A 25,609-nucleotide genomic window follows, 5' to 3' on the forward strand; every position below is an offset into this window, starting at 1 on the left:
GCCGGTAACCACGCGGGCCAGGTTGGCGCGCATGTCCTCCAACGCCGACAGCAACTGGCCCATTTCATCCTTGCCATGGGCCGGCATGGCCGCCGTGAGATCACCTTCGGCAATGGCGCGCGCAGCGCCCACGGCCTGGCCCGCGGGGCGCGTGACCGAGCGCGTGATGGACACGCCCAGCACGACCGCAAGCGCCACGCAGGCGGCCAGCGTGCCCAGCACCCAGACCCGGGCAGCCTGGAAGACCGATTGCACCTCCTCCTGCTCCTTGTCGGCCATGGCGGAGTTGATCTTCTGCAACTGGCCCAGGGTTTCAGCGGCGGCCACGAAGGCGGTTTCGGATTCACCGGCAAACAGCCCGGACAGGGCGTCGGAGCTCAGTTCCATGGTTTCACTGGAGCTGAAGTCCACCCCCTTGGCGACCTCCACCAGGTTGGCCTGGAGCTTGTAGTAAGCGACCTTGCGCGTGCGAAAGGTCTGGAAGGCCTCACGCTCCTCGCCCGCACTGACCAACGGTTCGTACTGCGCCTCCACACGCTCCAGGTCCTTGGCGCGCGCGTTCATCTGCTCGGCGAAGGCCTGGACTTCAGCCTTGCTGCGTGCGGTGGTCAGGCCGGCCTCGGAGCGCCGCATGCGGTTCATCAACACCCTGAGCTCGCCCGTGTAGCCCACGCTGGGCAGCAGGTTGCTGGCGATCTCCTGCGCGTTGTGGTGGATGCGTGAGAGCTGGAACAGCGAGACCGCGCCCAGCAGGGCCGTGAGCAGCACCAGCGCAAAGAACCCGATCCCCAGCTTGAGCCCGATACGCACGTCGGAAATCTTCATAGCACCCCTTGGCCACGGCCATTCGTGCCAGGGCGGGCGCAGGATTGCGCACCGACACCCTGGCTTTGCGCAGTCTAGCAACGGCCGGGGCACTGCACAGTGCGGGGTTTCCATGAAAAAAGCATGCAGCCCGCGAGGGCATGCATGCTCTTTGGTCAGCGGGGCGCCGGCAAGGCAGCCGGTGCTCAGGCCTGGCTGTTCTTGGCCTTGAAGCTGGCGATGCCGTCCATGATTTCCTTCTTGGCGGCGTCCAGGCCTTCCCAGCCCAGCACCTTGACCCACTTGCCGGCTTCCAGGTCCTTGTAGTGCTCAAAGAAATGGCTGATGGCCTTCAGGCGCATCGGGTTCACGTCTTCCACCTTCTGCCAGTGGGTGTAGATGGGCAGCACCTTGTCGGTGGGCACGGCCAGCACCTTGCCGTCCACGCCGGCTTCGTCTTCCATCATCAGGATGCCGATGGGGCGGCAAGGCACGACCACGCCGGGGAACAGCGGGTAGGGGGTGATCACCAGCACGTCCACCGGGTCGCCGTCGCCCGACAGCGTCTGCGGCACATAGCCGTAGTTGGTGGGGTAGTGCATGGCCGTGGTCATGAAGCGGTCCACGAAGATCGCGCCCGATTCCTTGTCCACTTCGTACTTGATCGGGTCGGCGTTCATCGGGATCTCGATGACGACGTTGAAAGCGTCAGGGGCGTTCTTGCCAGGGGGTACGTGGTTCAGGGACATGTCTGTGGAGTGTGGTTTGAAACGATAACCCGCGAGCCCGGTCAGGACCAAGAGCGTCGGGATTAACCCTGATTTTAGGCGCATGCCCCTTTCTGCCCGCTTGCAAACCGGCGTTTGCCTGTAAATTGGGCCTGTTGGCCAATCGACTCCTTGAGAAGCTGCTCCCGATTTTGAGCAGGTTCTTCCCACAGGAGCACGAGGAAGCAACGCAGCGGAAGCACCACCGACCTGCGTTGTGTTTCCTTCCGTGCAACTGAAAAAACCAAGGAGAAATGCATGGCTGACAACTCAGCGCTGACGTCCCCTCTGATACTGGCAGTGGTTTGCGGATTGATTGCGGTGGCCTACGGCGTGTGGGCCCGTGGGTGGATTCTTGCCAAGGATGCGGGCAACGCGCGCATGCAGGAGATTGCCGCCGCCATACAGGCAGGTGCTGCGGCGTACCTGGCCCGCCAGTACAAGACCATCGCCATCGTCGGCGTGGTGCTGGCGATTCTCATCGGTGCCTTTCTGGACCTGACCTCCGCGCTCGGCTTCGTCCTGGGGGCCTTTCTCTCGGGCGCCTGCGGTTTCATCGGCATGAACGTCTCGGTGCGCGCCAACGTGCGCACGGCGCAGGCGGCCACGCAAGGCATTGGCCCCGCGCTGGACGTCGCGTTTCGCGGCGGCGCCATCACCGGCATGCTGGTGGTGGGCCTGGGCCTCTTGGGCGTCACGGGCTTTTACTGGGCGCTGTCACGGGGCATCACCTCGGGGCCCATGCTGGCCGAGGCCCTCAACCCGCTGATCGGCTTTGCCTTCGGCTCCTCGCTGATCTCGATCTTTGCGCGCCTGGGCGGCGGCATCTTCACCAAGGGCGCCGACGTGGGAGCCGACCTGGTGGGCAAGGTGGAGGCCGGCATCCCTGAAGACGACCCGCGCAACCCCGCCGTGATCGCCGACAACGTGGGCGACAACGTGGGCGACTGCGCCGGCATGGCGGCCGACCTGTTCGAAACCTATGCCGTGACGCTGATCGCTACCATGGTGCTGGGCGCGCTGATGGTGGTGGCCGCGCCGGTCAACGCCGCGGTGTACCCGCTGGCGCTGGGCGCCGTGTCCATCGTGGCGTCCATCATCGGCTGCTTCTTTGTGAAGGCCTCGCCGGGCATGAAGAACGTGATGCCCGCGCTCTACAAGGGCCTGGCGATCGCGGGCATTCTGTCGCTGATCGCGTTCTACTTCGTCACCATGTGGATCATGCCGGACAACGCCATCCGCGCCAGCGGCAGCCAGATGCGCCTGTTCGGCGCCTGCGCCACGGGGCTGGTGCTCACGGCCGCGCTGGTCTGGATCACCGAGTTCTACACCGGCACGCAGTATTCGCCCGTGCAGCACATCGCACAGGCCTCCACCACCGGCCACGGCACCAACATCATCGCCGGCCTCGGGGTCTCGATGCGCTCCACCGCCTGGCCGGTGCTTTTCGTCTGCCTGGCCATTCTCGCGTCCTACCAGCTCGCCGGGCTCTACGGCATTGCCGTGGCGGCCACGTCCATGCTGAGCATGGCGGGCATCGTCGTGGCACTGGACGCCTACGGCCCCATCACTGACAACGCCGGCGGCATTGCCGAGATGGCCGAGCTGCCCAGCAGCGTGCGCGACGTCACCGACCCGCTGGACGCCGTGGGCAACACCACCAAGGCCGTGACCAAGGGCTATGCCATCGGTTCGGCGGGCCTGGCTGCGCTGGTGCTGTTTGCCGACTACACACACAAGCTGGAAAGCTACGGCAAGGCCATCAGTTTCGACCTGTCGGACCCGCTGGTCATCGTTGGCCTGTTCATCGGCGGGCTGATCCCCTACCTGTTCGGCGCCATGGCCATGGAGGCCGTGGGCCGCGCGGCCGGCGCGGTGGTGGTGGAGGTGCGCCGCCAGTTCAGCTCCATCCCCGGCATCATGGACGGCACCGGCAAGCCCGAGTACGGCAAGGCCGTGGACATGCTGACCACCGCCGCCATCAAGGAAATGGTGATCCCCAGCCTGCTGCCCGTGGTGGTGCCCATCGTGGTCGGCCTGCTCCTGGGGCCCAAGGCGCTCGGCGGCCTGCTCATGGGCACCATCGTCACCGGGCTGTTCGTCGCCATCTCCATGTGCACGGGCGGCGGCGCCTGGGACAATGCCAAGAAGTACATCGAGGACGGCCACCACGGCGGCAAGGGCAGCGAGGCGCACAAGGCCGCCGTGACCGGCGACACCGTGGGCGACCCCTACAAGGACACGGCCGGCCCGGCCATCAACCCGCTGATCAAGATCATCAACATCGTGGCGCTGCTGATCGTGCCGCTGGTGGTGCGATTCCACGGGAGCTGATACGCTGCGGCATCCGCCTTGCAGCCACGGCCCGCTTCGGCGGGCCTTTTCTTTTTCCATGCCATCCCACCGCACTGCCATGCCCATCACCGTGCAATCGCTGGACCATGTGGTCCTGACCGTCGCCAGCATCCCGGCCACCATCGCCTTCTACGAACGCGTGCTGGGCATGGTGGCGCGCGAGTTCAAGCCCGGGCGCTACGCACTGCATTTCGGCGACCAGAAGATCAACTTGCACGAGGTGGGCACGGTGGTGGACCCGAACGTACGCCACGCCACGGCGGGCTCGGGTGACCTGTGCTTTCTCACGCGCACTCCGCTCGACGAAGTCCTTGTGCATCTGGCCGCAGAAGGCGTGGCCGTGGTGCAGGGGCCCGTGGGCGCCACGGGCGCACAGCACCGCCTGCGCTCGGTCTATATCTACGATCCGGACGAGAACCTGGTCGAGATCGCCAACGAGGTCTGAGAAGCGCTCAGAACTCCGCCGAGATCGCCGCGCGCAACAGCATCGCGGCCGGCTCCACCAGTTCCTGCAGGTCGTTGGCGCGCCCCTGCTCGATGGACTGCAGCACCATCTCGTTGATGCCGCCCACCACAGCCATGGCCATCATGGGCTTGAGCGGGGCCTTGCGCAGGCGCTCGCCCGGGCGGTTGTTCACCACGTCGAGCATCAGGTCGGCCAGTTGCTGGTTGGCGCGGCGGCGTGCGGCCAGGCCAGGGGCACCCAGGCCCAGCATCTCCACGAAGAGCGTGCGCAGCAGCACCGGATTGCGCTCAAGCACGCCGAAATAGGCACCCATGGCCTGCTCCACCTGGGCCTGCCAATCGCTGTGCGGATCGATGGCGTTGCGCAGCACCGTGATGGCGTTGCCGCTGGCGACCTCGTACAGCGCGATCAGGCATTCGGCCTTGTCGGCGAAGTTCTCGTAGAAGGTGCGGCGCGAGACGCTGGCCTCGCGCACGATGTCGGCGATGGTGGTGTCGGCATAGCCGCGCACGGCCACGGCGTGCGCCATCCCCTCCAGCAGGCGGGAGCGGTGCACGGTGGATGTGGATGGGCTGGCGGCGGTCGTGGCTTCGGTCATGGCGCGGTGAGATTCCGAGAAGGTACTTGACAGTACCACACTCACCACGCATGATACGCGACTGGTACCACGCAGTACCAAAACCTTTCATCCCTTGGAGCCCGCCATGACCGAACTTGTCGTCCGCCGCCTGCTCATCGACCTGGAGGCCCCTTTTGCGCGGCACTGGTGCAGTGGTGACGCCTTTCGCACGGCGCTCTTCAATGCGCTGTCCATGAGCTTCCCCGTGGGCGAGCAGTTCTTCATCGACGCGGTGCGCAATGGCCACAAGGCCCTGCCCGCCGACCGGCAGGCGCTGTACGCAGAAGAGGTGCGCGGCTTCATCGGGCAGGAGGCCACGCACCGGCGCATCCACGCGCTGTTCAACGGCCACCTCGACACGCAGGGCCTGGTCAACACCTGGGGCCCGCGCGCGGCCGAGCGCATGAAGCTCTTCGAGGGCGCCGACCCGCGCCACCCGCTGGCCGTGTCCGCCGCCAACGAGCACTTCACCGCCTTGCTGGCCGAGTGGCTGCTGGGCCACCCAGAGGTCCTCGCGGGCGCCGACCCGCGCCTTGCCACGATGTGGCAATGGCACTGCGCTGAAGAGGCCGAGCACAAGAGCACGGCTTTCGACATCTACCAGGCGCTGGACGGCGACCATGCCTGGCGCATCACCTGGTTCCGGCGCATCACCCTGGTGTTCCTGGGCGACGTGCTGCGCCAGACCGTGGGCAACCTGCGCCGCGATGGCACGCTGTGGCGCTGGCGCACCTGGGCCAGCGCGGCGCGCACCCTGTTCGGCCAAGGAGGCCTGGTGCGCGAGACCTGGCGTCCCTGGCGCGACTACCTGCGGCGCGATTTCCACCCCAGCCAGCAGGGCAGCGACCTCTCCGAGCGCTGGCTGGCAGACCACCGCGAGGCCTACATCCCCGTGGGCGCACGCTGAGCACGAACACCCCTTAGACCATGACCCAGAGCCCCTCTCACCGGCCGCATGCGGCGGCCGGCCAGCCCCTCCCTTGCCTGCGTATTTCTTCACTGCGGGCCGCCGCCCTGCTGGCCGCACTCGCCATGCAGCTGCCGGCCCAGGCTGAGCCCATGGCCTTCCAGGCCGCACTGGAGCAGCTCACGGCACGCTCCGACCAGCTCGCCGCATCGCGCAACGCGGTGGAAAGCGCGCAGCTGCGCCGCCAGGCCCTGGCGCGGCTGGGCGGCCCGGTGGTCTCGCTCAGCGGCGCCGCGTACGCCTACAACGCCAACCTGGACCTCGACCTCAACCCCATGAACCAGGCCCTGCCGGGCGTGCTGCAGCAGCTGCCGCCGCAGCTGGCGGGCTCGCTGGCCCAGTTGCCACACCTGCCGGCCAGCTACACCTTGAACCGCCACAAGACGGACACCAGCACCTCGGTCTCGGGTATCTGGCCGATCTACATGGGCGGTGCCGGTGATGCTGCGCGCGGGCTGGTGGAGGCGCAGGCCGCCGAGGTGCAGGCCGATGCCGACAAGACCGGCCACGAGGTCACCACGGTGCTGGTGCAGCGCTATTTCGGGGCCCAGCTCGCCGAGCATGCCGCCCGCCTGCGCGAATCGGCCCTGGCCACCATCGAGCAGCACGACGCCGCCGCGCAGAAGATGCTGGACGCCGGCGTGATCGCCCGCGTGGAGCGCCTGCAGGCCCGTGCCGCGCTGGAGGAAGCGCGCCGCAACGCGCGCAAGGCCCGCGACGACGCCGACCTGGCCGCCACCGCCCTGACCCGCACGGTGAAGGCCAGCGAGCGCGTAGCGCCCACAAGCCCGCTCTTCGTGGTCGGCCAGCCGGTGGAGCCCCTGCCCCATTTCGTCGATGCCGCGCTGCAGCGCCACCCGGGCCTGGCCAAGGTGGCCGCGAAGAAGGGCCAGGCCGAGCAACTGCATGCGGCGCAGGAGGCTTTGCGCAAGCCGCAGGTCTTCGCCTTCGGCCAGCGTCAGCTCAAGAGCGGCAGGGACGCCGACTGGGTGGCCGGCATCGGCGTGCGCTTCACGCTGTGGGACTCCATCGACCGCGATGCGCTGGCCGCGTCGTCCTCGCGCCAGATCGAGCAGGCCGAGCGCAGCGGCGCCCAGGCGCAGAACGACATTGCCCTACTGGTGGAAAAGCGCTGGCAGGCGCTGGAGCAGGCGCGGCGCGCCTATTTCGGCATGCAGCCCGGGCTGGAGGTGGCCGACGAGGTGCTGCGCCTGCGCACCTCGGGCCTGCGCGCCGGCACCAGCACCACGCTGGACCTGATCGACGCCCAGGTCAACCAGGCCAAGGCGCAGACCGAACGGGCCCAGGCCGCCCACGACTACGTGAAGGCCCTGGCCGAGCTGCTCGAAAGCTGCGGCCTGTCCGATGAATTTGGCAAATACATGGCACGCGCCGATGTGAAGGTGGAATGAACATGAGCGACAGCAACAAGAACAACGGCAAGAGCGGCAAGAAGGCTGCGGTGCTGGGCACCGTGGCCCTGGTAGCGGCCGCCGGCTTTGTGGGTTACGGCCTGTGGAAAGCCTCGCAGCCCGCGCCCGAGGTGTTCCAGGGCCAGATGGAGGCCCGCGAGGCCGACATCGCGCCCAAGGTCACTGCGCGCATCGCGCAGATCCTGGTCAAGGAAGGCGACCAGATCGCCTTGGGCGCCCCGCTGATCCGCATGGACAGCCCCGAGGTGCAGGCCAAGCTGGCGCAAGCCACCGCCGCGCAGGAAGCGGCCCAGGCCGTGGCCGACAAGGCCGCGCACGGCGCGCGTCCGCAGGAGGTGGAGATGGCGCGCCTGGCGTGGCAGCGCGCCGTGACGGCGGCCGACCTGGCCGAATCGTCCTATCGCCGGGTGGACGGCCTGGCCCGCGAAGGCCTGGTGGCCGCACAGAAGCGCGACGAGGCCGAGGCCAACCACAAGGCCGCGCGCGACCAGGCCCTGGCCGCCAAGGCCCAGTACGAGCTGGCCCGTGCCGGCGCCCGGCCCGAGGACCGGTCTGCCGCCAGCGCCCAGGCGCGCCAGGTGGCCGGTGTGGTCGCCGAGGTCAAGGCCGCCCAGGCAGAGACCGAGCTCAAGAGCCCCGTGGCCGGCGAAGTGGCCAAGGTGCTGGCCCGCACGGGCGAGCTGTCGCCCCAGGGCGTGGCCGTGGTCACGGTGGTGGACCTGGCCGACCAGTGGGTGGTGCTGAACGTGCGCGAAGACCGCCTGCAGCGCTTTGCCATCGGCCAGGAGTTCGAGGCCACGCTGCCGGCCCTCGGCAGCGCCGGCAAGCCCGTGCGCTTCAAGGTCTACCACACGGCCGCCCTGCCCGACTTCGCCACCTGGCGCGCCACGCGCGCCGGCCAGGGCTTCGACGTGCGCACCTTCGAAGTGCGCGCACGCCCGGCCACCCCCATCGAAGGCGCCCGCCCCGGCATGACGGTGCTGGTGCAATGAGCGGGCGCGCAACGCCCAACCACCGCCCCGTGACCGCCACCGCGCCATGAGCACCCTGGCCCACAGCTTTCGCCGCGAGGCGCGGCGCCTGCTTGCCAGCCCCTGGGACCTGGCCATGGTCACCTGGGTGCCGCTGCTGGCGGTGCTGCTCATGGGCTGGATCTTCTCGGCCGGCCTGCCGCGCCACTTGCCCGTGGGCGTGCTGGACGACGACCACTCGGCCCTGTCGCGCCAGGTGGTGCGCATGCTCGACGCCACGCCCGGCCTGCAGGTGGTGCAGCACTACACCAACACGGCCGAGGCCGAGCGCGCGCTGCGCAGCGTGGACGTCTACGCCGTCGTCACCATTCCGCGCGACTTTTCGCGCACCGTGAAGCAGGGCCGCACAGCCCAGGTCACGCTGCTGCACGACGCGCAACTGGGCACGCATTCGGGCGTGCTGCAGCGCGACGTGCGCGCCGTGGTGGGCACGCTGTCGGCCGGCATCGAGATGGCCGCGCGCAACAAGCGCGGCGAGCCGGCCCAGGCCGTGCGCGTGAACATGGAGCCCATCCACACGCAATTGCTGGCGCTGTTCAACGTGTCCACCAACTACGAGCAGTTTCTGGGCGCGGCGCTGATCCCGGCGCTGCTGCACATCCTGGCCATGACGGCCGGCGCCTGGGCCGTGGGCCGCGAGCTGCGCGACCGCACGCTGGGCGAATGGCTCGGTGCGGGTGGTGGGGTGCTGCGCACGGGTGCGGCCCTGGTGGGCAAGCTTGCCCTGCCCTGGGCCTCGCTGACACTGGTGGCGCTGCTGGCGCTGATAGGCATCACCTGGGGGCGCGGCTGGCACCCGCCGGGCAACCTGGCCTGGGTGGCTGCGGGGCTGGCGCTGTTGATGGCCGTGTCGCTGGCCGCCGGTGCGGCGCTGGCGGGCATCACGCGCTCGCTGCGCACGGCACTGTCGGGCGCCGGCTTCTTCGCGGCACCGGCGTTTGCATTCAGCGGCGTGGCCTTTCCGCTGGCGGGCATGCCGGCCAGCGCGCGCGCCTGGGCCGAGGCCATGCCCTACACCCACTACATCCGCCTGCAAATCGAGCAGTTGCAGATGGGCGCACCGCTGCGCACCAGTGTTTCCACGATGGTGGCGCTGATGGCAGCGACTGCCGTGCTGCTGCTGGCGTGCACGCTGGCCCTGCAGCTGGCACGGCGCAGTCCCGAGAGCTGGGGAGGAAGGTGATGGAACAAACCACCCATGCAATGACCCCACCCAACGATGAACCCGGCAGTCTCTGGAGCGCCTGGCTCCAGGCCCTGGCCACCATCGGCCGCGACAAGGGCGTGCTGCTGCTGCTCGTGGCCGCGCCGGTGCTTTACGGCTTCTTCTACCCCTGGTTCTATGCCGACGAGGTGCTCACGCGCGTGCCCGTGGCCGTGGTGGACATGGACCGCAGCAGCCTGTCGCGCCAGATCACGCGCTTTGCCGAAGCCGACCCGCGCATCGAGGTGCGCCTGGTGACCGCCAGCGAGCGCGAGGCGCAGGAAGCGCTGTGGCGCGGCGAGGTGGAAGGCTATGCGTTGATACCCGCGAACCTCAAGCGCAGCGTGGTGCGCGGCGAGGAGGCCCTGGTCCGCGTCGAAGGCAACGGCGCCTATGCGCTGCTCAACAAGGCCGTGCAGTACGGCTTTGCGGAGGCCGTGGGCACCGTGTCTGCCGGCATCGAGATGCGCAAGCTGCAGGCTGCGGGCCAGAGCGCGCAGCAGGCCGCGGCCAGCCGCAACCCGGTGCAGCTGCAGATGGTGGCGCTGTTCAACCCCACCGAAGGCTACGGCAGCTTCGTCGTGCCCGCCGTGGCCCTGCTGATCCTGCAGCAGACGCTGCTCATGGGTGCGGCCATGCTCACCGGCACCTGGGTGGAGGCCGGCCGGCACCGCGCCCGCGCCCGCACCTGGCTGGGCCGGCTGCTGGCGCTGTGCACGCTGGGCTGGGTCAGCGGCCTGTTCTACTTCGGCTGGATTTTTGTGCTGCACGACTACCCGCGCGGCGGCAACCCGCTGGGTGCCCTGGCGCTGCTGGCCTGCTACGTGCCCGCCATCGCGGCCCTGGGCGCGCTGATCGGCCTGTGGGTGGGCAACCGCGAGCGCGCACTGCAGGTGCTGCTGTTCACCACCCTGCCGATCGCCTTCGTGGCCGGCTTCTCGTGGCCCGTGGAGGCCCTGCCCGAGCCGCTGCAGTGGCTGCGCTGGCTGCTGCCCAGCACCTCGGGCGTGCAGGCCTCGCTGCGCCTGAACCAGCTGGGCGCGCCCCTCGCGGCGGCCTTGCCCCAGCTGTGTGCGCTGGTGGCGCTATCTGCAGGGTGCACGGTGGCGCTGCTGGCTTGGACAAGGCCCCGGCCAGTACCCGGCCCTTCTGCCTGAGGAACTTCATCACCCGGGCTGCAACCCCGCGTACCATCACAGGCATTCCGGTACTCCCAGAGAAGATGGCCTTGAAACACTCCGCACCGCCTGACCATGCTCCCCGCGATGGCAACGCCTCGCACTACCAGCGCATCGTCGATGGCGTGCTGGCGGATTCCAGGCACCTGATGGAGCGCGTCGCCGAGGCCACGCGCATGTCCCTGCAACTGCGCCAGGACCAGGCCCGCACCCCGGGCGAGCACCAGGGCATGCTCGAAGCGCAGCAGCAGTTGATGCGGCTCACCTCCGTGATGGGCGAGCGCTATCCTGGCGCGCTGCGCAAGGCACTCGAACAGCAGACCGCTGCGCCGGGGGAGGAAAAACCCTCGCGCTCCCTGTTCACCATCCATTTCGACCAGCTCGAACTGATGGACGAGTCGCAGATCACCGAAAGCGTCGAGCGCGCCCGCGCCAGGCAGGTGCTGACTTCTGCCGTGGAGGGGCCGCTGGCCGACCTCGACGCCCTGGTGTGCGCAGCCCAGGGCCTGCCCAGGGTGCAGCCCGAGCACAACCCCCTGCGCCCGGAAGTCTTCCTGCAGGCACTGCAGGCCGTGGTGTCGCAGATGCAGGCCACCGCGCAGGTGCGAAACGACTGGATGGCGCACATGGCCAAGGCCCTGGGCACGGAGCTCAAGGGCCTCTACCTCGCGCAGATCGATCTGCTCAAGCAAGGCGGTGTGCGGCCCGTGGGCTACGCCATGCGCCAGGCCGACGGCGAGTATGTGTACGTTGCCCCAAGCAATGGCGAAACCTCTCCCGGCTTCGGCGCCGAAACGGACATGCTGGTACCGGCAGGCTCCGGCGACCCGCTGCTCACGCTCGACCGGCTGCGCCGCCTGCTGCTCGGCGAGTTCAGTGAGCAACCCGCGCCGCAGCAGTCCCCGGCGGCCGCGCCGGACAATGAACCCTTCGCCGAACGTTTTGCACGCGAGTTCGACAGCCCGGTACAGCTTCCCCAGATCGACCCGCCCGCCACGGATTTCGCCATGACCGTGCCCGCCGCCTTCGAAGCGCTGCAGGAGATGAACCAGGTCGGCCAGATGATGGAGCGCCTGGGCAGCCAGCGCGTCCAGCCGGGCGACGGCCCAGGGCAGCGGCGCGCCGCAGGGCTGGGGGACGCCCTGGGCATGGAGGTGGTCGCGCTGATGGTGGACAACATCGCGCGCGACAGCCGGCTGCTGTGGCCTGTGCAGCAGTTCGTGCGCGCCCTGGAACCCGCCCTGATGCAGCTAACGGTGGCCGACCCCCGATTCTTCAGCAACAAGGAGCACCCCGCGCGCCGCCTGCTGCAGGACATCACCGACCACAGCATGGCCTTCAACGGGGCCGAGGCACCCGGCTTCAAGCGATTCATGCGCTCCCTCATGGACATTGCCGGCCCGCTGGCCTCGGCCACCATCGAAGGGGCAGATGACTTCGAGCAGGTCCGTCAGCAGTTGCACGCGCAATGGGCAGACGGCGAGCAGGTGCGCGAAAAGGAGCGCCTGCGCGCCATCGAGGCGCTGGAGCACGCGGAGCAGCGCCACCTACTGGCGGCCAGGTTGTCCGGCGAGATCCGCTTGCTGCCGCAGATCGACAGCATCCCCGGCGAGATTGCCCACTTCCTGCTCGGCCCCTGGGCCCAGGTCATGGCCCAGGCGCGCCTGACCGACAGGACCGGCAGCGCCGACCCGGGCCGCTACCAGGAGCTGGTGGGAGCCCTGGTCTGGAGCGCGCAGCCCGAACTGACCCGCACGAACACCGGTGAGCTCGCGCGCCTGATCCCCCAACTGCTGCCTCGCCTGCGCGAAGGCCTCGCATTGATCGACTACCCCGCTGACAGGACCGAAGCCGTCTTCGCGCAGTTGATGCAATTGCACCAGCAGGCCTTCCAGGGCGGGCCCAAGCCTGCCGCTTCGCCCGCCGAAACGGAGCCTGCGGAACAAGCAACCCCGACCATGGACGAGGAGCCGTGGCTTGCGCCATCGGAAGCCCAGGATTCCGGCTTCATGGACGATTTGCAACCCTCCCAGCCCGGGACCCTGGAGCCCCCGCCCGAACCCACCCCGGTGGATGGACCCACCCGGCCTGCACTGGCCGTCGGCAGTTGGGTGAACCTGCTGGTGGCAGGCCAGTGGGAGCGCACCCAGCTGTCCTGGGTCGGCTCGCAGGGCACCTTCTTCCTCTTTACCAACGCCTCCGGGCGCACCCAATCGATGACGCTGCGGCTGCTCGACCGGTGCATCCAGCAAGGCAGCCTGCAGGTGCTCAGCCAGCAGCCCGTGGTGGATGTCGCTCTGGACGCCGTGGCGCAGGCCGCCATGCGCAACAGCGTGGAAAGCAGGTTATGAGCCCGGGGTGTTCTGCCCCGGCCTGCGCAGCACCAGCATGCCGAACAGCGGCGCCATGATGTACATGCTGACCGAGTAGATGGCGGCTGGCAGCGCGAGCTGGAAGTTGTTGAGCACCGACAGCGCGATGAAGATCGCCAGCGTGGAGTTGTGGATGCCGATCTCGAAGCCGATGGCCGTGGCCATGGACTTGTCTATGCCCACCGCGCGCGGCAGGAAGTAGCCGGCACCCAGGCTCAGCGCATTGAACAGCAGCACGGCCGGGCCGATGTCGGCAAACGATGCCGACAGCGCCGCCCATTCCTTGGCAATGGCAATCAGCGCGAACGACGCGAGCACCACGGCGCTGAAGATCTTCATCGGCTTTTCCATGCGCGCGCTGAAGGCCGGGGCGCGCCGGTGCACCCACATGCCCACGACCACAGGGATGAGCACGATCACGATCACCTCCAGCACCTTGCCGAACTGCAGCGGCACCACCTGGCCCGTTTTGGCAAAGGTGGCGATGGCCCAGTTGGTGATGAGCGGCAGGCTCACGATGGACAGCACCGTGTTGATGGCCGTGAGCGAGATGTTCATCGCCACGTTGCCGCCGAACAGGTGGCTGAACAGATTGGCCGACACGCCGCCCGGCGATGCCGCCAGCAGCATCAGCCCCACGGCATACAGCGGCGGCACGCCCAGCAGCACGATGAGGCCGTAGCAGGCCGCCGGCAGCACCAGCACCTGCAGCACCAGGGCCAGCAGCACAGCGCGCGGGTACTGCAGCAGGCGCTTGAAGTCCGCCACGGTGAGCGACAGGCCCAGGCCGAACATGACGAGGCCCAGCGCAATGAACAGCAGCGTGGGCAGGATGGAAATGAAACTCATGGTGCGCTCACGCGGCCAGGGGCTGGCCGCGCTCCTGTGGCAAAGCCCACGGCACCGCCATGCGGTGCCGTGGGCAAAAGTCGATGAACGAGGAGAGAGGGGGAGATGCGCCGGTTCAGGCCGCTGCAGTCGGGCCCGTGCGCAGGCGCACCGGGCCGCTGCGCTGCTCGATGGCGTGCTGCACTTCCTTGCGCAGGCCCATCAGAAAGCCCAACTCGGCCACCACGAAGAGCGGCCCCACGATCAGGCCTGCCAGGTCGTCCACGAAGGCGGGCTTGCGGCCCTCGTAGTAGTGGCCCACGAACTGGATCACCCAGCCCACGGCGAACAGGCCCAGGCCCGTGGCCAGCCACAGCGTGGTGCCTTGCAGCGCCAGCCATTGGCCGCCGGCCAGCATGGCGGCCTGCAGCGCGGCCATCACCAGGCCAAAGCGCGTATCGAGCCGGAAGTAGAAGACACTGGCCGCGATGGCCGCCACCAGCGCCGGCCCCACGGGCACGCCACCCAGCAGCCAGACGGGGCGCGAGAGCAGGATCACCACGGCAAACATGATCATCGGCACGCCCACGAAATGGGTGTGGATGTTGCGCGGGTCGCGGTGGTAGTCGGCGTACTGGGCCAGGTGGTCGATCAGGGTTTTCATGGGTGTCTCCTGGTTGTTGTTGTAAGCAGCATCCATACTCGTGCGGCGCCCGCCCCCCGTCTGTCGGGGAGCCGACACAAACCCAGCCTTACCCGACTGCATGACCGACCCCGCCGCCTACCTTCCCGTGCTCCAGTCCGGCCGCTGGTTTGCCCACCTGCCGCCCGACTTCGCCCAGCCCCTGCTGGCCATGGCCCACCTGCGCCAGCTGGCGCCGGGCGAGGTGCTCTTTCTGCGCGGCGATGCGCCCTGCGGGCTGTATGCCGTGGTGCGCGGCGCGATCAGCATTTCGGGCACGGGCGGGCGGGCCGACGAAGCGCGCGCCGCCATGCTCACGCGGCTGGAGCCCCCGCACTGGTTCGGCGAGATCTCGGTGTTCGACAATTCGGCCCGCACGCACGATGCCCACGCGGCCGAAGCCAGCACCCTGCTGCAGATACCGCACGACCCTCTGCAGGCCTGGCTCACCGCCCACCCTCAGCACTGGCATGCGCTGGCCCTCTTGCTCACCGACAAGCTGCGCACCGCCTTCGTGGCCATCGAAGAACTGGCCCTGCTGCCTGCCGGCCAGCGCCTGGCGCGCCGCCTGGTGATGATGGCCGAGGGCTACGGCCAGTGGACGGCCGAGGGCCAGTCGCGCCGGGTGATCGGCATATCCCAGGAGCAGCTGTCGCTGATGCTGGCCATTTCGCGCCAGACCACCAATCAGATCCTCAAGGACCTGGAGGGCCGCGCCCTGGTGCGCGTGCACCGCGGCGAGGTGGAGATCCTGGACCTGGCGGCCCTGCGCGCCACTTGCTACTGAATCAATAGCGCCCAGCACACACGGGTTATCACCCAAGTGCATTTGGGAGCAAAATACTAAGAACACTTTGCATTTCCGGGCAAAATGGCGGCATGCAACTGAACTACATCGCCAACGCCTCTGTTCCGTCCTCGTCGGGCCGCACGCTTGCCGTGATCGACCCGTCCGACGGCCAGCCCTTCGACGAGATCCAGCGCAGCAACGCCGATGACATCGACGCGGCGGTGCATGCGGCGCGCCAGTGCTACAACGCAGTGTGGCAGCGCATGGCACCGGCCGACCGGGGCCGCCTGCTGCAGCGCCTGTCGGCCAAGGTGCTCGAGCATGCCGACGAGCTCACGGCGCTGGAGCAGCGCGACTGCGGCAAGCCCACCAAGCAGGCCCGCGCCGACACGCTGGCGCTGGCGCGCTACTTCGAGTTCTATGCCGGTGCCTGCGACAAGCTGCATGGCGAGACCCTGCCCTACCTGGACGGCTACAGCGTGCTCACCTGGCGCGAGCCGCATGGGGTGACGGGCCATGTGATCCCCTGGAACTACCCGATGCAGATCTTTGGCCGCAGCGTGGGCGGTGCCCTGGCGGCCGGCAACGTCTGCGTGGTCAAGCCGGCCGAGGACGCCTGCCTGTCGCTGATCCGCGTGGCGCAGCTGGCGGCCGAGGTGGGCTTTCCGTCCGGCGCGCTGAACATCGTCACGGGCTACGGCCACGAGGTGGGCGACGCGCTGGCGCGCCACCCGGGCATCGACCACATTAGCTTCACCGGCAGCCCCAAGATCGGCACGCTGATCCAGCAGGTGGCGGCCGAGCGCCACTGCCCGGTGACGCTGGAGCTCGGCGGCAAGAGCCCGCAGATCATCTTTGCCGATGCCGACCTGGATGCCGCCGTGCCCGTGGTGATCAACGCCATCGTGCAGAACGCGGGCCAGACCTGCAGCGCCGGCTCGCGCGTGCTGATCGACTCGCTGATCTACGAACCGCTGCTCGAACGCCTGGGCAAGGCCTTTGAACAGCTGCGCGTGGGCCCCGCGGCCATGGACCTCGATGTGGGCCCGCTGATCCGCCAGACCCAGCAGCAGCGCGTGTGGGACTTTCTGTCTGACGCGCAAGTCGCTGGCATCCCCATGGTGGCCCAGGGCGTGGTGGTGGACGAGTCGCCCGAAGGCGGCTTCTACCAGGCCCCCACGCTGCTGCGGGATGTGCCGGTGCAGCACCGCCTGGCGCAGGAGGAAGTCTTCGGCCCCGTGCTCTCGGCCATGGCCTTCCAGGACGAGGACCATGCGGTGGAGCTGGCCAATGCCACCCAGTTCGGCCTGGTGGCCGGCATCTGGACACGCGACGGCTCGCGCCAGTTCCGCATGGCCAAGCGCGTGCACAGCGGCCAGGTGTTCATCAACAACTACGGCGCCGGCGGCGGCGTGGAGCTGCCCTTCGGCGGCGTGAAGTCCAGCGGCTACGGGCGCGAAAAGGGCTTCGAGGCGCTGTACGGCTTCACCACCCTCAAGACCGTGGCGATCAAGCACGGTTGATTGCGGCGCTCGCCGACCTGGCGGGCACCGATTTGCGCAAGACCTCTTTCCATGCCCCTGAGCCCCCCCGCCCCCCGCACCGCCCGGCATGTCCGGCGCGTGACCTACCAGGGCTATGAACGCGACGATGGCCTGTGGGACATCGAAGGCGAGCTGCACGACAGCAAGGCCTACGATGCCCCCGTGCACCGTGGCGAGGGCGTGCGGCGCGCGGGCGAGCCCATCCACCACATGCTGCTGCGCGTCACGGTGGACCGCCAGCTCGTGGTGCAGGCCATCGACGTGGCGATGGATGCCCACCCGCTCAAGGACTGCCCGCTGGCCCAGGCCGCGCTGCAGCAGATGGTGGGCTGCAGCATGACCCGCGGCTGGCGCCAGGCCATCCAGAAGCACCTGGGTGGCGTGGCCAGCTGCACCCACCTGCGCGAGCTGCTGTTCAACCTGGCCACCGCCGCCTTCCAGTCCGTCACCGCCGTGTTCGCACCGCCTGCCAATGGCGACCCGCCGCGCCACTTGAACCAGTGCACGGGCTGGGCCTTCGACGGCAACGGCGTGAAGGAGCACTTTCCGCAGTTCTACGGCCGCGTGCCCGCTGCAATCAGCAAACCCGACACGGCGGCACCGCCCGCCGAACGCTGACCACAGCAGTTCCACACCTTTTTTTTTACCGCCCCATTTTCCAAAGACAGGGAGACACTCCATGCGTGCACAGAACAAGTCCGTCATCGTCACCGGCGCCGGCAACGGCATTGGCGAGGGCATCGCCAAGCGCCTGGCGGCCGAGGGCGCCAAGCTCATCGTCAACGACATCAACGAAGCCGGCGGCCAGCGCGTGGTGGCCGAGATCACCGCGGCCGGCGGCACGGCCGCCTTCTTCAAGGCCGACGTGACCAATTCGGCCCAGGTCAAGGCCCTGGTGGATGAGGCCGTGCGCCTGTATGGCCAGCTCGACGTGATGGTCAACAACGCCGGCTGGACGCACCGCAACCGCCCCATGCTGGAGGTGAGCGAGGACGAGTTCGACAAGGTCTATGCCATCAACATGAAGAGCATCTACCTCTCGGCCATCCACGCCGTGCCGGTGCTGCGCAAGGTGGGCGGCGGCAGCATCATCAACATTGCCTCCACGGCCGGCCTGCGCCCACGCCCAGGCCTGACCTGGTACAACGGATCCAAGGGCGCCGTGATCATCACCAGCAAGTCCATGGCGGCCGAGCTCGGCCCCGACAACATCCGCGTGAACTGCATCAACCCCGTGTTCAACCCCGACACCGGCCTGGCCGCCGAGTTCGCGGGCGGCCCGGTGGACGATGCGCGCCGCGCCAAGTTCCTGGCCACCATCCCGCTGGGGCGCTTTTCCACCGCGCTCGACGTGGCCAACGCCGCGCTCTACCTTGCCAGTGATGAAGCGTCCTTCATCAATGGCGTGTGCATTGAGGTAGACGGCGGCCGCTGCGTCTAAGCCCCCACAAGGGCAAGTTGGGAGGCCGCATCCCCAATGCAGCAACTGCGGCAAAATGCCCCCATGGCCGAACGTGTGATCCCCCTGGTGGACCAGCGCAGCGCCGCCCTCCGGGCGGTGGTGCCGCTGCATGCACAAGCTCCAACGGGGCATCTGGTGGACACACGCGGGCGTCCCTTGCGCGACCTGCGCATCAGCGTGACGGACCGCTGCAACTTCCGCTGCAGCTACTGCATGCCCAAGGAGGTGTTCGACAAGGACTACCCCTACCTGCCCCACAGCGCGTTGCTCAGCTTCGAGGAGATCACGCGCCTGGCCCGGCTGTTCCTGGCCCACGGCGTGCGCAAGATACGCCTCACGGGGGGCGAGCCCCTGCTGCGCAAGAACCTCGAAGCCCTGGTGGCGCAACTGGCCGCGCTGCGCACGGTGGATGGCACGCCCCCCGACCTCACGCTCACCACCAACGGGTCGCTGCTGGTGCGCAAGGCCCGAGCGCTCAAGGACGCTGGCCTGAACCGCGTGACCGTGAGCCTCGACGGCCTGGACGACACGGTGTTCCGGCGCATGAACGACGTGGACTTTCCGGTGGCCGACGTGCTCGCAGGCATCGAGGCGGCCCATGCGGCGGGCCTGTCGCACATCAAGGTCAACATGGTCGTCAAGCGCGGCACCAACGACCACGAGATCCTGCCCATGGCGCGGCACTTTCGCGGCACGGGCACCACGCTGCGCTTCATCGAGTACATGGATGTGGGGGCCACCAACGGCTGGCGCATGGACGAAGTGCTGCCTTCGGCCGAACTCATCGAGCGCCTGCGCGCCCACCTGCCGCTGGTGCCGCTCGATCCCGCCAGCCCCGGCGAGACCGCCGAGCGCTGGGGCTATGCCGATGCCAGCGGCCGGCACGACCCAGCGCTGGGCGAGATCGGCGTCATCAGCAGCGTGACCCAGGCCTTTTGCCACGACTGCAACCGCGCACGCCTGTCCACCGAAGGCCAGCTGTACCTGTGCCTGTTCGCCACCCAGGGCCATGACCTGCGCAGCTTGCTGCGCGGCGGCGCGAGCGACGAGGCCATCGCCTCGGCCATCGCCCCCATCTGGCAAAACCGCAGCGACCGCTACTCGGAGCTGCGCAGCAGCCTGCCTGCGGATGCCACGCCCGGGCCGCGCCGGGTGGAGATGAGCTATATCGGCGGGTGATGCAGGCGCTGCTGCCCTTTCTTTTTCTTCAACGCACACCGGGCCACCCCTCTCCATGATCGACATCCAGGACATCACCGGCCTCGTGCTGGCCGGGGGCCGCGGCTCCCGCATGGGCGGGGTCGACAAGGGCCTGCAGGGCTTTCGCGGCATGCCGCTGGCGCTGCACACGCTGATGCGGCTGCAGATGCAGACCGGCGCCACCATGGTCAACGCCAACCGCAACCTGGCAGCCTACGAATCATTCGGCGCGCCGGTGTGGCCCGACGTGCTGGCTGACTATGCCGGCCCACTGGCCGGCTTCATGACCGGGCTGGAGCGCTGCGAAACCCCGTGGATGCTGACCGTGCCCTGCGACACCCCCCTGTTCCCGCTGGACCTGGCGGCGCGCCTGGCCGCAGCGGCCGACGAAGCGGGTGCCGACATCGCCATGGCCGCCGCCCCCGAGGACGATGGCAGCGGCCAGCTGGCCGTGCGCCCCCAGCCCGTGTTCTGCCTGCTGCGCGTGGACCTGCTCGAAAGCCTGGTGGCCTTCACCCAGGCCGGCGGCCGCAAGATCGATGCGTGGACCGGCCAGCATGCCTGCGCCATCGTGCCTTTCAACGCGCCGGGCGACGACCCGCAGGCCTTCTTCAACGCCAACACCCTGGCCGAGCTGCACGCGCTGGAGGCCGGCACACCATCCGACCGCCCATGAAGACCCTTGCCCAGATTGCCGCCGAACTGCAGGGCTACGATCCCAAGGCCCTGAGCGTTGCCGATGCCAATGCCTTCCTCGCGCGCCTGGTGCAGCCGGTGCAGGGCACCGAAACCATTGGCATCTTCGATGCGCTGGGGCGCGTGCTGGCCAGCGACGTCGTCTCGCCTGTGAGCGTGCCGCCGCACGACAACTCGGCCATGGATGGCTATGCGCTGGCCGGCACCCAACTCGTGCCGGGCCAGCCGCTCACGCTGCGCCCCGTGGGCACGGCCCTGGCCGGCAAGGCCTGGGCAGGCACGGTGGCCACGGGCGAGTGCGTGAAGATCATGACCGGGGCCATCATGCCGCCGGGCCTCGATACGGTGGTGCCGCAGGAGTTCACCACCACCGGCGCGGACGGCTCCATAACCATCGCCGCCGATGTGCTGCGCCTGGGCGACAACCGCCGCTTCAAAGGTGAGGACCTGATGCAGGGCAGCGTGGCATTGGCGCAGGGCGAGCTGCTCACGCCGGCCGCACTGGGCCTGGTGGCCAGCCTGGGCCTGCCCACCGTCACGGTGCACCGCCGCCTGCGCGTAGCCTACTTTTCCACCGGCGACGAGATCCTGAGCCTGGGCGAGCCCCCGCGCGAAGGGGCGGTGTACGACAGCAACCGCTACACCGTGTTCGGCCTGCTCACGCGCCTGGGCGTGGAGGTGATCGACCTCGGTGTGGTGCGCGACGAGCCCGCCCTGCTGGAGGCGGCCTTTCGCCAGGCGGCGCAGCAGGCCGATGCCATCGTCACCAGCGGCGGCGTGAGCGTGGGCGAGGCCGACCACACGCGCACCATGATGAAACAACTGGGCGACGTGGCCTTCTGGCGCATCGCCATGCGCCCCGGCCGCCCCATGGCCGTGGGGCGTTTGGCCAGTGGTACGCCCGATGGCCGCGGCGCCGTGCTGTTCGGCCTGCCCGGCAACCCGGTGGCGGTGATGGTCACCTTCCTGGCCTTCGTGCGCCCGGCCCTGCTGCGCATGATGGGCAGCACCCATGCGCCCGCCCCCCTCATGCGCGCCACCAGCACCGAGGCCCTGCGCAAGAAACCCGGCCGCACCGAGTACCAGCGCGGCACCGTGAGCACGGCCCCCGATGGCAGCCTGCAGGTCTGCACCACCGGCAACCAGGGCTCGGGCGTGCTCAGCTCCATGGTGCAGGCCAACGGCCTCATCGTGCTGCACCACGGCCAGGGCGACGTGGCCGTGGGCGAACCCGTGGACGTCATGGTCTTTGACGGCGTGATCTGACACGCAGGTGCGGCATGGACTTCCCAACGCCTGCGGCAACGCGGACTACGCTGCACTGAACACCCCCCTCTCATGGAAACGAGATCGCCATGCCTTACGCAGCCCAACACCTTGCACAGCCCCCTTCGCGCGATGAAGTGGACCAATTGGCCGGCGCCACCGTCGTCGAGTTCGGCACGCCCTGGTGCGGCCACTGCCAGCGCGCCCAGCCCCTGATCGAAGGGGCCTTGAAGGACCGTGCCGATGTGGCCCACGTCAAGGTCGAGGACGGCCCCGGCCAGCGCCTGGGCCGCACCTTCGGCGTGAAGCTCTGGCCCACCCTGGTCTTCCTCAAGGACGGCAAGGAAGTGGACCGCCTGGTGCGTCCGCAGCAGGCCGCCGATGTGCAACAGGCGCTGCAGGCCGTTGCAGGTTGACTCCCTTCAACCCTGCTTCTTCGTTGCCAGCAGGTAGCCCACGCGCAGCGCGCGGTGCAGCCTGAACGCCCGGGTGAAGGGGTTGTAGCCCAGCCCGCGCGAGTCCTTGAGCGTGAGGCCCGCCGCCTTCGCATCGGCCACCAGCTCGTGCGGGCGGATGAACTTGCGCCAGTCGTGCGTGCCCACGGGCAACAGCCGCAGCACGCGCTCCGCACCGAACACCGCGATCAGCCACGCAAAGGGCGTGCGGTTGATCGTGGAGAAGAACACCCAGCCACCGGGCTTGACCAGCCGCGCACAGGCCTCGATCACCAGGCGCGGGTCGGGCACGTGCTCCAGCATCTCCATGCAGGTCACCACGTCGTAGCTGCCGGGCTGCTCTGCCGCCAGTTCCTCGGCCGACACGGCGCGGTAGGCCACACTCGCCCCGGTCTTGCGGGCATGCAGCGTGGCCACCTTGAGCGGCTTGTCCGCCAGGTCGATGCCCAGCACATCGGCACCGCGCCGGGCCATGGACTCGGCCAGGATGCCACCGCCGCAGCCCACATCGAGCACACGCTTGCCCTGGAGTGATGACACCGCATCGTCGATCCACTGCAAACGCAGTGGGTTGATCTCGTGCAGCGGGCGGAATTCCGACTCGGGATCCCACCAGCGGTCGGCCAGTTGCTGGAATTTGGCGAGTTCAGCGGCGTCGAAATTGGTGTGGACCATGGTGTTGCTCCTTTGAAAATGGGGAAGATCGATCGGCTCAGCGCCTGTTACCAGTGGCCCTTGGCTCGGTTCCAGCGGTAGAGCCGGCGCGCAAAGGCGTTGTAGAAGAGGTCGGTGATACGGCGCAGGCCCCACCAGCGCAGCGGCGCGGCCAACCAGCCCCAGCGCGGCAAACGCCGCAGGGCGGCGGCCAGGGCATCGGCACCCACCTGCATGCGCCCCTGCCCGTCGGCCAGGTGCAGGCGCTCGCGCACGGCTTCGAGGTCCAGGCCCAGCGCATCGAGCACCTCGGGGTGCTGGTGCACGTCCACCAATTGCACACCCCCATCGGCGGCCAGCCGCTCCCGCATGGCACAGATGCCGGCATCGCACACGGGGCAGGCGCTGTTGTAGTACACGGTGGCAGTGGGGTTCGGGGTGTTGCTCATGGCCGTTTCCTTTGAAGCCATCATAGCAATATTTAGTTAAATACCTAAATATTTAATTAAATAAGTCACGACACGGCTTCGCTAGAATGTGCGCATGGAAAAGATCTTCGAAGCACTTGCGTCCACCCCCCGGCGCAAGATCCTGGCCTACCTGTCCGAGACCGAGTTGTCTGCGGGCGAGATCGCTGCGCGCTTCGAGATGAGCAAGCCCTCGCTCTCGCAGCACTTCAAGGTGCTGGAAAACGCCGGCCTCGTCACCTCGGAAAAGCGCGGCCAGTTCGTCTTCTACAGCCTGCAGCGCGACAACCTGGCACACACCCTCACGGGCTTCATGCAGAGCGTATGCCCCGTGTCCACGGGGCTCAAGAAGGAAAGCCGCGCCCTGGCCCAGAGCAAGGCCAAGGCAGCGGGCGCCAAGCCCAAGCCGGCGGCCGAATAAGGCCTCAACCGCGCCCTGCGAAAGGCATGTTCGATGCCATCACGGTCATGTTGAGCACGTTGGCGGAGAGCGGCAGGCCGGCCATGTAGCTCACAGCCTCGGCCACGTGCTTGACGTCCATCATGGGCTCGGTGGCCATGGTGCCGTTGGCCTGGCGCACGCCCTCGCCCTTGGTCATGCGGGCCGACAGGTCGGTCAGCGCATTGCCGATGTCGATCTGGCAACCCACGATGTTGAAGGGACGCCCGTCGAGTGCCAGGCACTTGGTGAGGCCCAGCACGGCGTGCTTGCTGGCCGTGTAGGGGCTGCTGAAGGGCCGCGGCGTGTGCGCCGAGATCGAGCCGTTGTTGATGATGCGCCCGCCCTGGGGCGACTGGCGGCGCATGAGGCCGAAGGCCGCCCGCGCGCACAGGAACACGCCGGTGATGTTGGTGTCCACCACGTCCAGCCACTTCTCCACGGGCAGCTCGTCCATGGGCACGGCGGGCGCGCCGATGCCGGCATTGTTGAACAGCACATCGAGCCGGCCGCCCTCCTTCTCGACCGCCTGGAACAGCGCATCGACGCTGGCGGGGTCGCGCACGTCGGACGTGACGGCCAGGGCCTTGCCGCCCTGGGCATGCACCTCCGAGACGAGCGAATCGAGCAGCTCGGCACGGCGACCGGTGGCCACGACGAAGAAACCGTCGTGCGCGAGCGCCTTGGCAACGGCACGGCCGATGCCGCTGCCGGCGCCGGTGACGAGAGCGACTTTCTGGGCGGGAAGAGAGGACACGCAAATACTCCTGGTGAGATAGAAACGATGGCGACAGTACGACCTTACACCGCGCCGTGCGACTCCACGTACAAGGCGTACAGCGAATGGCTGCTGGTCATGTACAGCCGGTTGCGCTTGGGCCCGCCGAAGGCCAGGTTGGCGCAGCGCTCGGGCAGGCGGATGAAGCCGATGGGCTTGCCGTCAGGGTTGAAGACCTTCACACCGTCCATCTCGTCGGAGCGACCCGTGGGCAGGTGCGCCTTCATGCCGCCGCCGATGTCGGCAGGCTCGGCCGCCAGCGCGCCGGTATAGCCCCAGCCGCACCACAGGTTGCCGTCGCGGTCCACCTTGAAGCCGTCGAAGGCACCAGGGCCGGCGGCATCGATCAGCTTGGTCTTGTTGGAGACGCTGGCGCCATCGGCCGACACGTCGTAGGCCCAGATGCTGCGGTTGGGCGTGCCGTTCCACTCCACCACGTAGAGCTTCTTCTCGTCGGGTGAGAACGCCAGGCCGTTGGGGTTCACCAGGTCGGTGATCACGGCCGTGAGCTTGCCGTCGGGCGCTATGCGGTAGACGTTGGTCGTGGCCTGCTCAGGCGTGGCGCGCGAGCCCTCCCATTCGCCGCCGATGCCGAAGGTGGGGTCGGTGAACCAGACGCTGTCGTCCGACTTGACGACGATGTCGTTGGGCGCATTCAGGCGCTTGCCCTCGAAGCGGTCGGCCAGCACGGTGATGCGGCCATCCTTCTCGGTGCGGGTCACCCGGCGAGTCACGGAATGCTCGCAGCTGATGAGCCGGCCCTGGCGGTCGCACACATTGCCGTTGGCGTAGTTGACGTTGGTCTTGTGCACCGAGAACTGCCCGGACTTCTCGTCGTACTTCATCAGCCGGTTGTTCGGGATGTCGCTGAGCAGCAGGTAGCCGCCCTCGGGGAAGTAGGCCGGCCCCTCGGCCCAGCGCATGCCCGTGCCCAGCTGCTCCACGGTGCTGCTGTAGATGCGGTACTTGGCAAAGCTCGGGTCCAGGATGAACACCGAGGGATCGGGGTAGCGCTGGTTGGGTTTGAAGTCGAAGGCCTGCGCGCCGGCCAGGCCGCTCAGGGCGGCTACGCCAGTGCCGGCCGCCGTTTTCAGAAATTTGCGGCGAGCGGGCAGCATGCCTTGTGGATGGGTCGTCATCTCTCTTGTCTCC

General features: G+C 68.3%; 26 protein-coding genes. 17 read left to right on the forward strand and 9 right to left on the reverse strand.

The features are described from left to right. Together ASE28_RS29220 and ppa are read right to left on the reverse strand one after the other, a co-directional pair. A partial coding sequence (locus ASE28_RS29220) for an MCP four helix bundle domain-containing protein (RefSeq protein ID WP_200964007.1) occupies positions 1–825 on the reverse strand: 825 nt, incomplete at its 3' end. A 185-nt stretch (positions 826–1,010) separates the two neighbouring features. Beyond that, positions 1,011–1,553 carry an inorganic diphosphatase gene (gene ppa, locus ASE28_RS29225; RefSeq protein ID WP_057205776.1) on the reverse strand — a complete coding sequence of 181 codons (543 nt, stop codon included), beginning with the start codon at positions 1,551–1,553 and terminating at the stop codon, positions 1,011–1,013. A 276-nt stretch (positions 1,554–1,829) separates the two neighbouring features. Here ppa and ASE28_RS29230 point away from each other — a divergent pair, with 276 nt between their 5' ends. Both ASE28_RS29230 and ASE28_RS29235 read left to right on the forward strand, forming a co-directional pair. After that, complete coding sequence (locus ASE28_RS29230; protein ID WP_057269561.1) at positions 1,830–3,905, forward strand: sodium-translocating pyrophosphatase; 2,076 nt, start codon at positions 1,830–1,832, stop codon at positions 3,903–3,905. Between the two features lie 58 nt (positions 3,906–3,963). Next, positions 3,964–4,371 carry a VOC family protein gene (locus ASE28_RS29235; protein WP_369818316.1) on the forward strand — a complete coding sequence of 136 codons (408 nt, stop codon included), beginning with the start codon at positions 3,964–3,966 and terminating at the stop codon, positions 4,369–4,371. Positions 4,372–4,378: 7 nt separating this feature from the next. On the opposite strand, the gene ASE28_RS29240 is transcribed toward ASE28_RS29235, so the two are convergent. Continuing rightward, on the reverse strand, positions 4,379–4,990 hold the full coding sequence (locus tag ASE28_RS29240) for a TetR/AcrR family transcriptional regulator (protein WP_057269563.1): 612 nt from the start codon (positions 4,988–4,990) through the stop codon (positions 4,379–4,381). Positions 4,991–5,096: 106 nt separating this feature from the next. On the opposite strand from ASE28_RS29240, the gene ASE28_RS29245 reads away from it, so the two are divergent. The 6 genes from ASE28_RS29245 (at position 5,097) to ASE28_RS29270 (ending at position 13,175) form a co-directional block, all read left to right on the forward strand. Beyond that, positions 5,097–5,918, forward strand: coding sequence for a metal-dependent hydrolase (locus ASE28_RS29245; RefSeq protein WP_057269564.1), 822 nt, complete (start codon positions 5,097–5,099; stop codon positions 5,916–5,918). A 20-nt stretch (positions 5,919–5,938) separates the two neighbouring features. Beyond that, a complete protein-coding gene (locus ASE28_RS29250; protein WP_157422175.1) occupies positions 5,939–7,390 on the forward strand; it encodes a TolC family protein in 1,452 nt (483 codons plus the stop codon). A gap of 2 nt (positions 7,391–7,392) precedes the next feature. Continuing rightward, the gene (locus tag ASE28_RS29255; RefSeq protein ID WP_057269565.1) at positions 7,393–8,403 is read left to right on the forward strand and encodes an HlyD family secretion protein; all 1,011 of its coding nucleotides are present in this window, start codon (positions 7,393–7,395) and stop codon (positions 8,401–8,403) included. 46 nt (positions 8,404–8,449) lie between these two features. Continuing rightward, on the forward strand, positions 8,450–9,625 hold the full coding sequence (locus ASE28_RS29260) for an ABC transporter permease (RefSeq protein WP_057269566.1): 1,176 nt from the start codon (positions 8,450–8,452) through the stop codon (positions 9,623–9,625). Positions 9,626–9,645: 20 nt separating this feature from the next. Then, on the forward strand, positions 9,646–10,803 hold the full coding sequence (locus tag ASE28_RS29265) for an ABC transporter permease (RefSeq protein WP_057269567.1): 1,158 nt from the start codon (positions 9,646–9,648) through the stop codon (positions 10,801–10,803). Positions 10,804–10,868: 65 nt separating this feature from the next. Next, complete coding sequence (locus ASE28_RS29270; protein WP_057269568.1) at positions 10,869–13,175, forward strand: DUF1631 family protein; 2,307 nt, start codon at positions 10,869–10,871, stop codon at positions 13,173–13,175. Here ASE28_RS29270 and ASE28_RS29275 read toward each other — a convergent pair. Together ASE28_RS29275 and ASE28_RS29280 are read right to left on the reverse strand one after the other, a co-directional pair. Continuing rightward, positions 13,170–14,045, reverse strand: coding sequence for a bile acid:sodium symporter family protein (locus ASE28_RS29275; protein ID WP_057269569.1), 876 nt, complete (start codon positions 14,043–14,045; stop codon positions 13,170–13,172). The two genes, ASE28_RS29270 and ASE28_RS29275, sit on opposite strands and share 6 nt — an antisense overlap. A gap of 115 nt (positions 14,046–14,160) precedes the next feature. Further along, a complete protein-coding gene (locus ASE28_RS29280) occupies positions 14,161–14,688 on the reverse strand; it encodes a DUF962 domain-containing protein (protein WP_057205755.1) in 528 nt (175 codons plus the stop codon). 100 nt (positions 14,689–14,788) lie between these two features. On the opposite strand from ASE28_RS29280, the gene ASE28_RS29285 reads away from it, so the two are divergent. From ASE28_RS29285 to ASE28_RS29320, 8 genes are all read left to right on the forward strand, one after another. Beyond that, the gene (locus ASE28_RS29285) at positions 14,789–15,493 is read left to right on the forward strand and encodes a Crp/Fnr family transcriptional regulator (RefSeq protein WP_057205752.1); all 705 of its coding nucleotides are present in this window, start codon (positions 14,789–14,791) and stop codon (positions 15,491–15,493) included. A 92-nt stretch (positions 15,494–15,585) separates the two neighbouring features. Then, positions 15,586–17,019, forward strand: a complete 1,434-nt coding sequence (locus ASE28_RS29290) for an aldehyde dehydrogenase family protein (RefSeq protein WP_057205750.1) — start codon at positions 15,586–15,588, stop codon at positions 17,017–17,019. A gap of 51 nt (positions 17,020–17,070) precedes the next feature. Next, on the forward strand, positions 17,071–17,658 hold the full coding sequence (locus tag ASE28_RS29295; protein ID WP_057205747.1) for a DUF2889 domain-containing protein: 588 nt from the start codon (positions 17,071–17,073) through the stop codon (positions 17,656–17,658). 61 nt (positions 17,659–17,719) lie between these two features. Next, positions 17,720–18,481 carry an SDR family oxidoreductase gene (locus ASE28_RS29300; protein WP_057269570.1) on the forward strand — a complete coding sequence of 254 codons (762 nt, stop codon included), beginning with the start codon at positions 17,720–17,722 and terminating at the stop codon, positions 18,479–18,481. A gap of 63 nt (positions 18,482–18,544) precedes the next feature. Beyond that, the gene (moaA, locus tag ASE28_RS29305) at positions 18,545–19,681 is read left to right on the forward strand and encodes a GTP 3',8-cyclase MoaA (RefSeq protein WP_057269672.1); all 1,137 of its coding nucleotides are present in this window, start codon (positions 18,545–18,547) and stop codon (positions 19,679–19,681) included. Between the two features lie 55 nt (positions 19,682–19,736). After that, positions 19,737–20,378 carry a molybdenum cofactor guanylyltransferase MobA gene (mobA, locus tag ASE28_RS29310; protein WP_057269571.1) on the forward strand — a complete coding sequence of 214 codons (642 nt, stop codon included), beginning with the start codon at positions 19,737–19,739 and terminating at the stop codon, positions 20,376–20,378. Then, complete coding sequence (gene glp, locus ASE28_RS29315; protein WP_057269572.1) at positions 20,375–21,664, forward strand: gephyrin-like molybdotransferase Glp; 1,290 nt, start codon at positions 20,375–20,377, stop codon at positions 21,662–21,664. Before mobA ends, glp begins: the two co-directional genes overlap by 4 nt. 89 nt (positions 21,665–21,753) lie before the next feature. Continuing rightward, positions 21,754–22,080 (forward strand): thioredoxin family protein, encoded by a 327-nt coding sequence (locus ASE28_RS29320; protein WP_057269573.1) that lies wholly within the window; start codon positions 21,754–21,756, stop codon positions 22,078–22,080. Positions 22,081–22,086: 6 nt separating this feature from the next. Here ASE28_RS29320 and ubiG read toward each other — a convergent pair whose 3' ends face one another. Both ubiG and ASE28_RS29330 read right to left on the reverse strand, forming a co-directional pair. Further along, a complete protein-coding gene (gene ubiG / locus ASE28_RS29325; protein WP_057269574.1) occupies positions 22,087–22,794 on the reverse strand; it encodes a bifunctional 2-polyprenyl-6-hydroxyphenol methylase/3-demethylubiquinol 3-O-methyltransferase UbiG in 708 nt (235 codons plus the stop codon). A 47-nt stretch (positions 22,795–22,841) separates the two neighbouring features. Beyond that, the gene (locus ASE28_RS29330; protein WP_057269575.1) at positions 22,842–23,222 is read right to left on the reverse strand and encodes a thiol-disulfide oxidoreductase DCC family protein; all 381 of its coding nucleotides are present in this window, start codon (positions 23,220–23,222) and stop codon (positions 22,842–22,844) included. A gap of 94 nt (positions 23,223–23,316) precedes the next feature. Between ASE28_RS29330 and ASE28_RS29335 the strand changes: the two genes are divergently transcribed. Next, positions 23,317–23,661, forward strand: a complete 345-nt coding sequence (locus ASE28_RS29335; RefSeq protein ID WP_057269576.1) for a metalloregulator ArsR/SmtB family transcription factor — start codon at positions 23,317–23,319, stop codon at positions 23,659–23,661. Between the two features lie 4 nt (positions 23,662–23,665). Here ASE28_RS29335 and ASE28_RS29340 read toward each other — a convergent pair whose 3' ends face one another. Further along, on the reverse strand, positions 23,666–24,436 hold the full coding sequence (locus ASE28_RS29340) for an SDR family oxidoreductase (RefSeq protein WP_057269577.1): 771 nt from the start codon (positions 24,434–24,436) through the stop codon (positions 23,666–23,668). A gap of 44 nt (positions 24,437–24,480) precedes the next feature. Further along, positions 24,481–25,596, reverse strand: a complete 1,116-nt coding sequence (locus tag ASE28_RS29345; protein ID WP_200964008.1) for an SMP-30/gluconolactonase/LRE family protein — start codon at positions 25,594–25,596, stop codon at positions 24,481–24,483. Between the last annotated feature and the right edge of the window lie 13 nt (positions 25,597–25,609).

It is taken from the genome of Acidovorax sp. Root219, from assembly GCF_001428665.1.
In the GTDB taxonomy this organism is placed as follows: domain Bacteria; phylum Pseudomonadota; class Gammaproteobacteria; order Burkholderiales; family Burkholderiaceae_C; genus Acidovorax.

Excerpts from the sequence above, each read along its gene's own strand:
- ppa (WP_057205776.1), bottom strand. The coding sequence starts at position 1,553 with ATGTCCCTGAACCACGTACCCCCTGGCAAGAACGCCCCTGACGCTTTC.
- ASE28_RS29230 (WP_057269561.1), top strand. The coding sequence starts at position 1,830 with ATGGCTGACAACTCAGCGCTGACGTCCCCTCTGATACTGGCAGTGGTT.
- ASE28_RS29235 (WP_369818316.1), top strand. The coding sequence starts at position 3,964 with ATGCCATCCCACCGCACTGCCATGCCCATCACCGTGCAATCGCTGGAC.
- ASE28_RS29240 (WP_057269563.1), bottom strand. The coding sequence starts at position 4,990 with ATGACCGAAGCCACGACCGCCGCCAGCCCATCCACATCCACCGTGCAC.
- ASE28_RS29245 (WP_057269564.1), top strand. The coding sequence starts at position 5,097 with ATGACCGAACTTGTCGTCCGCCGCCTGCTCATCGACCTGGAGGCCCCT.
- ASE28_RS29250 (WP_157422175.1), top strand. The coding sequence starts at position 5,939 with ATGACCCAGAGCCCCTCTCACCGGCCGCATGCGGCGGCCGGCCAGCCC.
- ASE28_RS29255 (WP_057269565.1), top strand. The coding sequence starts at position 7,393 with ATGAGCGACAGCAACAAGAACAACGGCAAGAGCGGCAAGAAGGCTGCG.
- ASE28_RS29260 (WP_057269566.1), top strand. The coding sequence starts at position 8,450 with ATGAGCACCCTGGCCCACAGCTTTCGCCGCGAGGCGCGGCGCCTGCTT.
- ASE28_RS29265 (WP_057269567.1), top strand. The coding sequence starts at position 9,646 with ATGACCCCACCCAACGATGAACCCGGCAGTCTCTGGAGCGCCTGGCTC.
- ASE28_RS29270 (WP_057269568.1), top strand. The coding sequence starts at position 10,869 with ATGGCCTTGAAACACTCCGCACCGCCTGACCATGCTCCCCGCGATGGC.
- ASE28_RS29275 (WP_057269569.1), bottom strand. The coding sequence starts at position 14,045 with ATGAGTTTCATTTCCATCCTGCCCACGCTGCTGTTCATTGCGCTGGGC.
- ASE28_RS29280 (WP_057205755.1), bottom strand. The coding sequence starts at position 14,688 with ATGAAAACCCTGATCGACCACCTGGCCCAGTACGCCGACTACCACCGC.
- ASE28_RS29285 (WP_057205752.1), top strand. The coding sequence starts at position 14,789 with ATGACCGACCCCGCCGCCTACCTTCCCGTGCTCCAGTCCGGCCGCTGG.
- ASE28_RS29290 (WP_057205750.1), top strand. The coding sequence starts at position 15,586 with ATGCAACTGAACTACATCGCCAACGCCTCTGTTCCGTCCTCGTCGGGC.
- ASE28_RS29295 (WP_057205747.1), top strand. The coding sequence starts at position 17,071 with ATGCCCCTGAGCCCCCCCGCCCCCCGCACCGCCCGGCATGTCCGGCGC.
- ASE28_RS29300 (WP_057269570.1), top strand. The coding sequence starts at position 17,720 with ATGCGTGCACAGAACAAGTCCGTCATCGTCACCGGCGCCGGCAACGGC.
- moaA (WP_057269672.1), top strand. The coding sequence starts at position 18,545 with ATGGCCGAACGTGTGATCCCCCTGGTGGACCAGCGCAGCGCCGCCCTC.
- mobA (WP_057269571.1), top strand. The coding sequence starts at position 19,737 with ATGATCGACATCCAGGACATCACCGGCCTCGTGCTGGCCGGGGGCCGC.
- glp (WP_057269572.1), top strand. The coding sequence starts at position 20,375 with ATGAAGACCCTTGCCCAGATTGCCGCCGAACTGCAGGGCTACGATCCC.
- ASE28_RS29320 (WP_057269573.1), top strand. The coding sequence starts at position 21,754 with ATGCCTTACGCAGCCCAACACCTTGCACAGCCCCCTTCGCGCGATGAA.
- ubiG (WP_057269574.1), bottom strand. The coding sequence starts at position 22,794 with ATGGTCCACACCAATTTCGACGCCGCTGAACTCGCCAAATTCCAGCAA.
- ASE28_RS29330 (WP_057269575.1), bottom strand. The coding sequence starts at position 23,222 with ATGAGCAACACCCCGAACCCCACTGCCACCGTGTACTACAACAGCGCC.
- ASE28_RS29335 (WP_057269576.1), top strand. The coding sequence starts at position 23,317 with ATGGAAAAGATCTTCGAAGCACTTGCGTCCACCCCCCGGCGCAAGATC.
- ASE28_RS29345 (WP_200964008.1), bottom strand. The coding sequence starts at position 25,596 with ATGACGACCCATCCACAAGGCATGCTGCCCGCTCGCCGCAAATTTCTG.